We start from the raw sequence: 6,205 nt of genomic DNA, 5'->3' as shown, positions 1-6,205 counted from the left end.
GGGGACGATCAACGTCCTGAACGGAGCGTTCGCGACATGGGGTGCGACGCCCGGCGCCGCGGTGCCGGTGCCGTGAACGACGCGTTCGCGACGTTCACCGTCGCCAACGGCGCGTTCGGGACATCGTCGCGGAACGGCGGCTTCAGGAGCAGCGCTGTAAAGGACGCCTTCACGGCGTTTCCGATACGCGCGAGCGACGCCGTGAACGAGTTTCCTTGGGGGAGACCGGTTGCACCGAGGGCGTCCCTCGGTGCGGTGGATGCACCCAGGGCGTCCCTCGGTGTGCCGGTCGTCCCGGCGCTTTCCGTCATGAGTGCCCGGCCGGGTGCTGCTCCGCCGGCTCGAAGTCCGCTTCGGAGCGCAGGATTCGCCAGCACAGGTAGAAGCAAAGAGCCAGCGTGGGCGAGCTGAGCAGAGTGCTGGCGACGCCGAGTGCGACGACGTGCCCGGCCAGGTACAGCGGCACCAGTACGGCTACTTCGATGACGAGCTTCACCAGGAATACCGCCGTGCACAGTTGATAGCGCCGCCGTCGCGGCCGGTCCCGCCGCCAGCCGGAGCGGTCACCGCGTGCCGCGCCCACCACCACACCGATCACCGGCCAGCGCACCAGCATGGACACCAGCAGCACCACCCCGGCCGCCGAGGGGAGCAGCAGGCTCGTGAGGTAGAAGTCCACTCCCTGCCCGCTGCTCCCGGCCAGCAGCGCGGACACGCCGACGATGACCAGCCCGACCACCGGCTGCCAGTATTTCCGGTCGGTGCACATCCGGATCACGGCGAACACCACCACCCCGCCGACCGCCACCAGCGCGGAAGCCGCCACCCGGCCGGTCAGCAGGTAGGCGATCAGGAACAGCACGCGGGACACGATGGCTTCGGCGACCGTGCGCCAGCCGCCGACGGCGGCGAACAGGGACAGCGATTTCCTGGTCAGCAAGGTGAAATTCATGCGCTGTGTCCCACGGGGAAGGCGTCCCGGCGCATCGCGTCCTCGTAGGCGCCGATCGCGGGGAGCAGTTCTCGTTCGCCGCGATCCGCTTGGCGCAGGACATCGCGCAGGCGGCGCGCGTCCTGCATCGCGAGGTTTCCGCCGAAGCCGGGGGCCAGGTGGATGGCGTCGCCGAGGAGCGTCACCGGTCCGGCGGGCCAGGGCGGCATCGGCGGGATCGTCCCGATCCGCAGGGACGCCGTGAGTTCCGGCCAGGCCTCGTCGACGATCAGCCGCAGCGCCGCGGGCAGATCCGCCGTCAGTTCCCGGGCGCGGCGCCACGAGCCGGCCGGCGAGCGGGCGGGTTCCCGCGCGGCGGGCAATGCCCACATCACGTAGTCCTCGGCGTCGTCGATCACGGGGGAGCGCAGCGCGGGCAGCCAGCGGTCCCGCGCGGCCGCCGGTGGTTCGGCGAAACGATGCACGCCCAGCGCCATGGTCGTGCCGCGCAGCCGCACGCTCGCGGGACTGTCGCCGATCAGCGCGGGCAGCCCGCCGCGGGCGGCGGCTCGCAGGGGAGTCGCGCCCATCAGCATGTGCCTGCCCGTGTCGGCCACCCGCACGTGCGGCAGATACTGGCGGCGGACCGCCGAACCGATGCCGTCCGCGCCGACCAGCACGTCCGCGGTGTCCCTGCCGCCGTCGGCGAACCGGGCCAGCACGGTGCCGTCGGCTCGCCGGTCGAACCCCAGGAACTCGGTTCCGAACCGCACCGCGTCTTCGAGACCGGACAGCAGCACCGCGCGCAGCAGCCGCCTGCTGACCTGCCTGCCGGGCCGCGCCACCGTGCCGTCGGCCGGACGTGCATCCGCGACCGCTACCTCTCCGTCCACTTCGGACAGAAGCAGGGTCTGTTCCCGCGGGCCGCCCATGGTGGCCTCCGCCATCGCGACGTGCGACGGCGGCAGGCACGCGCGCAGCGCCGCCATGCCCCGGTCGTCGAAATGCAGGCTGACACCCTGCGGGCGCCCTCGTGCCTTGTCGCGCTCGTACACCACGACGTCGATCCCTGCCTGGCGCAGCCCGTGGGCCAGCGTCAGCCCGCCCAGCCCCGCGCCGATCACGATCACTCGCATCCCCGTCGCCCCATTCTTCATCGCCTGATGAAGTTCACGGTAGCGCGAGTCGGCCCTGAAACTCCACCAGCTGATGAAGAAAGGTCCGGATAGACTCGCCCGGTCATGAGCGAACACAGTCCAGCCGGCCGCCCCGGGCGCTGGCGGTCCGGCGCGGAGAGCAAGCGGCGGATCCTCGAGGCCGCGCGCGCGTTGTTCCGCGCGCACGGCTACGGCGGCACCACGGTGCGCGCGGTCGCCACCGAGGCGGGGGTCGACTCCGCGATGGTGTTCTACTTCTTCGGGACTAAGCAGGGCCTGTTCGCCGCGGCCACCGAGATGTCCGCCGACGTCCCGCCCGCGCTGGAAGCGGTCTTCGACGGTGGCCTCGACGGCATCGGGGATCGCATCGTCCGGACGCTCCTGGAGAGCCTCGACAAGTCCGACCGCACCCCGCTCGTGACGCTCACCCGGTCGGCGCCCACCCACGACCAGTCCGAAACGCTGCTGCGCGAGTTCATCGACCGGGAGGTCACCGGCAGGCTGGCGGCGCTGCTCGACACCCCGGACGCCGCGGTGCGGGCGGGCATGGTGAACGTGCAGCTGCTGGGCCTCACCGTGACGCGCTACGTGCTGCGGCTGGAACCGATCGCCTCCGCGTCCGTGGACGAACTCGTGAGCCGGTTCGGGCCGATCGCGCAGCACTGCCTGACCGGCCCGCGCTGACAGTTCCCGTCCGGCGGATTCTGTGATCCAGGTAACAGGGTGAGAACGCGTCATGGCGTCGTGCTCGCGAGGTCGCGTTGCCGACCAGCCTGGATCCTGAAGAACGCGAGGCGGGATGCCGATGAGCCGGAAACCAGCGAGCCCGGCGGTGGCGGCGGGCCACCGCGTCACCTACGTGCCGGGCAGACCGCGGGACACCTCGCGGCGGCAGCTCTGCCGTCGCGGCGTGGTCGCCGGGACGCCGGTCGCCGACACGCACACCGACGTCACCTGGGTACCCGTGCGGCTCGACGGCCACGCCGACGACACCGAACCCGTGTGGATCCGCGCGGACACGATCATCGACGTGGTGGCGGTGTGATGGCAGGCGAGCGTTCCACCCCGACCCCCATCTTCGACAGCCTGCTCACCGAAACCGGGCTGGACTGGCCCGATCCGGCCAAAAGCGACACCTCCGAGCCCGCGGACGGCGGCGACCCGGCCGGCGCGGCGGGCTGAAGGGGACTTTCCTCTCGTTACATGCGCTGAAAGTCCCCTTCGGCACGTCTTATCGGAGGAAAGTCCCCTTCAGCTCACCCTCGCGGGTGGCTCGGCGCCGAGGTCCTCAAGGGACCGATGGCGCCGTCACTGCGCTGGCCGGGGGCGTGCCGAGGGGATCCCTGGGTGCGTTGGGTGCACCAGGGGCGTCCCTCGGTGCGGTGGATGCGCCGAGGGCGTCCCTCGGTGCGTGTCCCGCGATGGTGCGACCGCGCGCGGGCGGGGCCGCGAAGGTCAGTGCTCCACGGGCTTGACGGGTTGCCGCAGGATCGTCTTGAGCTTGGCGGGGGCAGTCCGGCGTGCGTCGCTGAGGTAGATCTCGTGATGGTCGCCGTTGAAGGTGAGACCGTTGCCGGGCAGGTAGTCGTGGTGGAGGCGGTCCAGGGTGGGAGTTTCGTCGTCGTAGGAGCCGATGTGCAGGATCTGGACACAGGTCCCTTCGGCGAGGGTGTGCGGCCGGAGCTCACCGAGCGCGGCGTTGTCCTTCTTGCGGGCGACGGTGTCGACGGCGGCCTGCACCATGTCCTCGGTGATCCAGTCCGGCCGGCTGATCATCATGGTCCACTCCCAGCTTTCCTTGCGGCGCGCGAGGAACACCGAAGGGTCGTCCGCCCGCCACAGTCCCTCCAGCGGGCCGACCACGAAGTCCCGGCCGAGCGACTTCTTGCTGGCGAACTTGAGCGCATAGGCCACCCCATACAGGGTCTCGACGGCGTGCGCGTACGCGGGCGCGGTGTTCGGATCGCCTCGGCCGTCGACCGCGATGTACCGCAGTTCGGGTACCTCGACGACGCTGAACTCCTTGGACGACGGCGAATAGAGCGCGCGGTGGGCCTTCTTGACGTCGTACTTGTCCATCGCGGTCTCCTTCGCGAACGTGTCCAATGTGGTTTCGGTCCAGCCGAGATCCGCCGCGAGCATGGCCTCGCTGTAGTCGAAGATCGCGGAGGCGGCGGTGGGCAAGGGGGCTTGCCGGGCGCGCGCCGCCCGGACGTCCGCGAGCTGCTTCCGCAACGCTTCCCGGCGCCGGGTCAATCCGGTCACCACGTCGGCGTCCGGTAATCCCGGGCTGTTGGCCATCGCGACCAGGACGCGCGCGTGGATCGGTGTCAGCGTCGCCAGCCCTTCGCGCGTGGCGGCGGCGCACAGGTCGCGGCCCGCCTTCGTGGCGCGGAAGGTGGTGCGCGACTTGCCGCGCGAGGGCGCGCCGGCCGCTTCGATCAGGCCACGCTTGGCCAGTTTGTCGAGCACGTAGTAGATGGAGGAGAAGCCGAGCGCTGTCCACGCGCGTACTCCTCGCTCTTCGATGACCCGTTCCAGCTCGTACCCGTGGCGGGGCTGCTCGACGAGCAACCCGAGCACGGTCAGCTCGCCATCGGTCGGCACGGAGGACATGACGGGTATTCTAGCACTAGAATAGCGGTGCCCGCCACGGCGAAGGGGAACCTCCCGGAAGGCGTGTGACGCGGAACACGTCGTTTCGAGAACCTGTCCGTATCGGCTGTCGTCTAGCCGGGTATGGAGACAGAAGAAGCGCATTCCCGGAAGAGTGTCGCTGATTGGCTGGTGCGCCGGATCCGGGTTTCCGCCGGTGTTCCGTCCTGGCTGATCGTGACCTTTTCCGGAGTGCTCGTTCTGGTGCTCCTCGGTCTTCTTGACCTTGCCTACCGGAGTCGTTTCGGGGATATGCATAGCTTTTACCAAGGCGTCCTCGCCTGGTGGCACGGTCTGGACCCTTATGGACAGTTGCCGGCGACCTACGCGGGCGGGACTCCCGGATTCATTTACCCGCCATTCGCGCTGCTTCCGCTTTCGATGTTCGCGGCGCTGCCGTTTCCGGTCGCCGCGGCGCTTTCCGTGGTTATTTCCGTCGCCTGTCTTGCCTTTACCTGTTTCGCCGTGGTGCGCGGGGTGTGGCCGCAGGGTGGCCGACGCGGTTGCGTGCACGTGACCGCGGTGATCATGCCGCTGGTGCTGCTGCTGGAGCCTGTCCGCAATACGATCGGGCAAGGTCAGGTGAACCTGTGGCTGATGGCCATGGTCGCGGCCGACTGCCTGGTGAAACATCCGAAGTGGCCACGCGGGATGGGGATCGGCGTCGCGGCCGCCATCAAGGTCACGCCCGCCGCGTTCGTGCTGTTCTTCTTGGTGCGTAAGGACTTCCGGGCTTCGGTCACCGCGGCGATCACCGCCCTGGTCATCACCGGGGGCATGTTCGCGCTCATGCCGGCCGAGTCGGCCCGGTTCTGGTTCGGCGGAGTGCTCGCCGGTCCCGCCGGCATCGTCAACCGGGAAAACCAGAGCATCGCGGCCGGGCTGCACCGGCTCGGTCTGCGGGGCGGCTGGGACACCGGCGTGTGGCTGGCACTGGCGGTGCTGGTCCTGGTGGCCGCGGTGGTGATCATGCGCCGGGTGGGCGCCGAAGCCGCTTTGCTCACCAATGGGGCCGCGGCGCTGCTGATCTCGCCGCTGTCCTGGACCGCGCACTGGGTGTGGGTGGCGCCCGCGCTGGTGGTGTTCGCCGCGAATGTCCTGCCCGCGAGCGCGGGACGTCCGCGCCGCGTACGGGACCGAGGCTGCTACGCGATCTTCGCGCTCGCCGTGTTGCTCTTGGCCGGACCGCAGGTCCTGACGCCTGCGGAAGGTCCGTGGACGGGATGGCAGCACGTACTGGTCAATGCCTACCCGTTGGCCACCCTCGCCCTCTTCGCGATGGGCGTCCTCCAGCTGGTCCCTCGGCGTGTCCGCCGACTCGGAACGGCTCCGGCGACGCTCCGAGAGCGCCTGGCAACGCGAGCCGGACGTTTTCCCGAGCCGGTTCGCGTCGCCCGCGCGGCCATCGCGTCACAGCGAGGAGTCGTCAGCCGATCGGCTTTGTCCAAAGTGGAGTAACCGG

Annotated in this window: 7 protein-coding genes; 4 read left to right on the top strand and 3 right to left on the bottom strand. The window is 69.9% G+C overall.

The genetic code is table 11. The features are described from left to right. Nucleotides 1–307 precede the first annotated feature (307 nt). Nucleotides 308–952, bottom strand: coding sequence for a DUF3159 domain-containing protein (locus tag ACFWX1_RS28450; protein ID WP_378392385.1), 645 nt, complete (start codon nt 950–952; stop codon nt 308–310). Beyond that, entirely contained in the window at nt 949–2,067 is a 1,119-nt protein-coding gene (locus tag ACFWX1_RS28445) for an FAD-dependent oxidoreductase (RefSeq protein WP_378392383.1), read from the bottom strand. The genes ACFWX1_RS28450 and ACFWX1_RS28445 overlap by 4 nt, the downstream gene beginning before the upstream one ends. 105 nt (nt 2,068–2,172) lie before the next feature. On the opposite strand from ACFWX1_RS28445, the gene ACFWX1_RS28440 reads away from it, so the two are divergent. The 3 genes from ACFWX1_RS28440 (at nt 2,173) to ACFWX1_RS28430 (ending at nt 3,270) form a co-directional block, all read left to right on the top strand. Beyond that, nucleotides 2,173–2,772: a TetR family transcriptional regulator gene (locus ACFWX1_RS28440; protein ID WP_378392381.1), complete on the top strand. Its 600-nt coding sequence runs from the start codon at nt 2,173–2,175 to the stop codon at nt 2,770–2,772. A 121-nt stretch (nt 2,773–2,893) separates the two neighbouring features. Next, on the top strand, nt 2,894–3,133 hold the full coding sequence (locus ACFWX1_RS28435) for a hypothetical protein (protein WP_378392379.1): 240 nt from the start codon (nt 2,894–2,896) through the stop codon (nt 3,131–3,133). Beyond that, nucleotides 3,133–3,270, top strand: a complete 138-nt coding sequence (locus ACFWX1_RS28430; RefSeq protein ID WP_378392377.1) for a hypothetical protein — start codon at nt 3,133–3,135, stop codon at nt 3,268–3,270. The genes ACFWX1_RS28435 and ACFWX1_RS28430 overlap by 1 nt, the downstream gene beginning before the upstream one ends. A 273-nt stretch (nt 3,271–3,543) precedes the next feature. On the opposite strand, the gene ACFWX1_RS28425 is transcribed toward ACFWX1_RS28430, so the two are convergent. Continuing rightward, nucleotides 3,544–4,704 carry a GyrI-like domain-containing protein gene (locus ACFWX1_RS28425; RefSeq protein WP_378392375.1) on the bottom strand — a complete coding sequence of 387 codons (1,161 nt, stop codon included), beginning with the start codon at nt 4,702–4,704 and terminating at the stop codon, nt 3,544–3,546. Nucleotides 4,705–4,827: 123 nt separating this feature from the next. Here ACFWX1_RS28425 and ACFWX1_RS28420 point away from each other — a divergent pair, with 123 nt between their 5' ends. Next, on the top strand, nt 4,828–6,201 hold the full coding sequence (locus tag ACFWX1_RS28420; protein ID WP_378392373.1) for a glycosyltransferase family 87 protein: 1,374 nt from the start codon (nt 4,828–4,830) through the stop codon (nt 6,199–6,201). Nucleotides 6,202–6,205 lie beyond the last annotated feature (4 nt).

The sequence above is a fragment of the Amycolatopsis sp. NPDC059021 genome, assembly GCF_042739895.1.
GTDB lineage: Bacteria > Actinomycetota > Actinomycetes > Mycobacteriales > Pseudonocardiaceae > Amycolatopsis.
The sequence above is the reverse complement of the archived record's forward strand: the minus strand, read 5'-3'. Positions and strand labels throughout refer to the sequence as shown.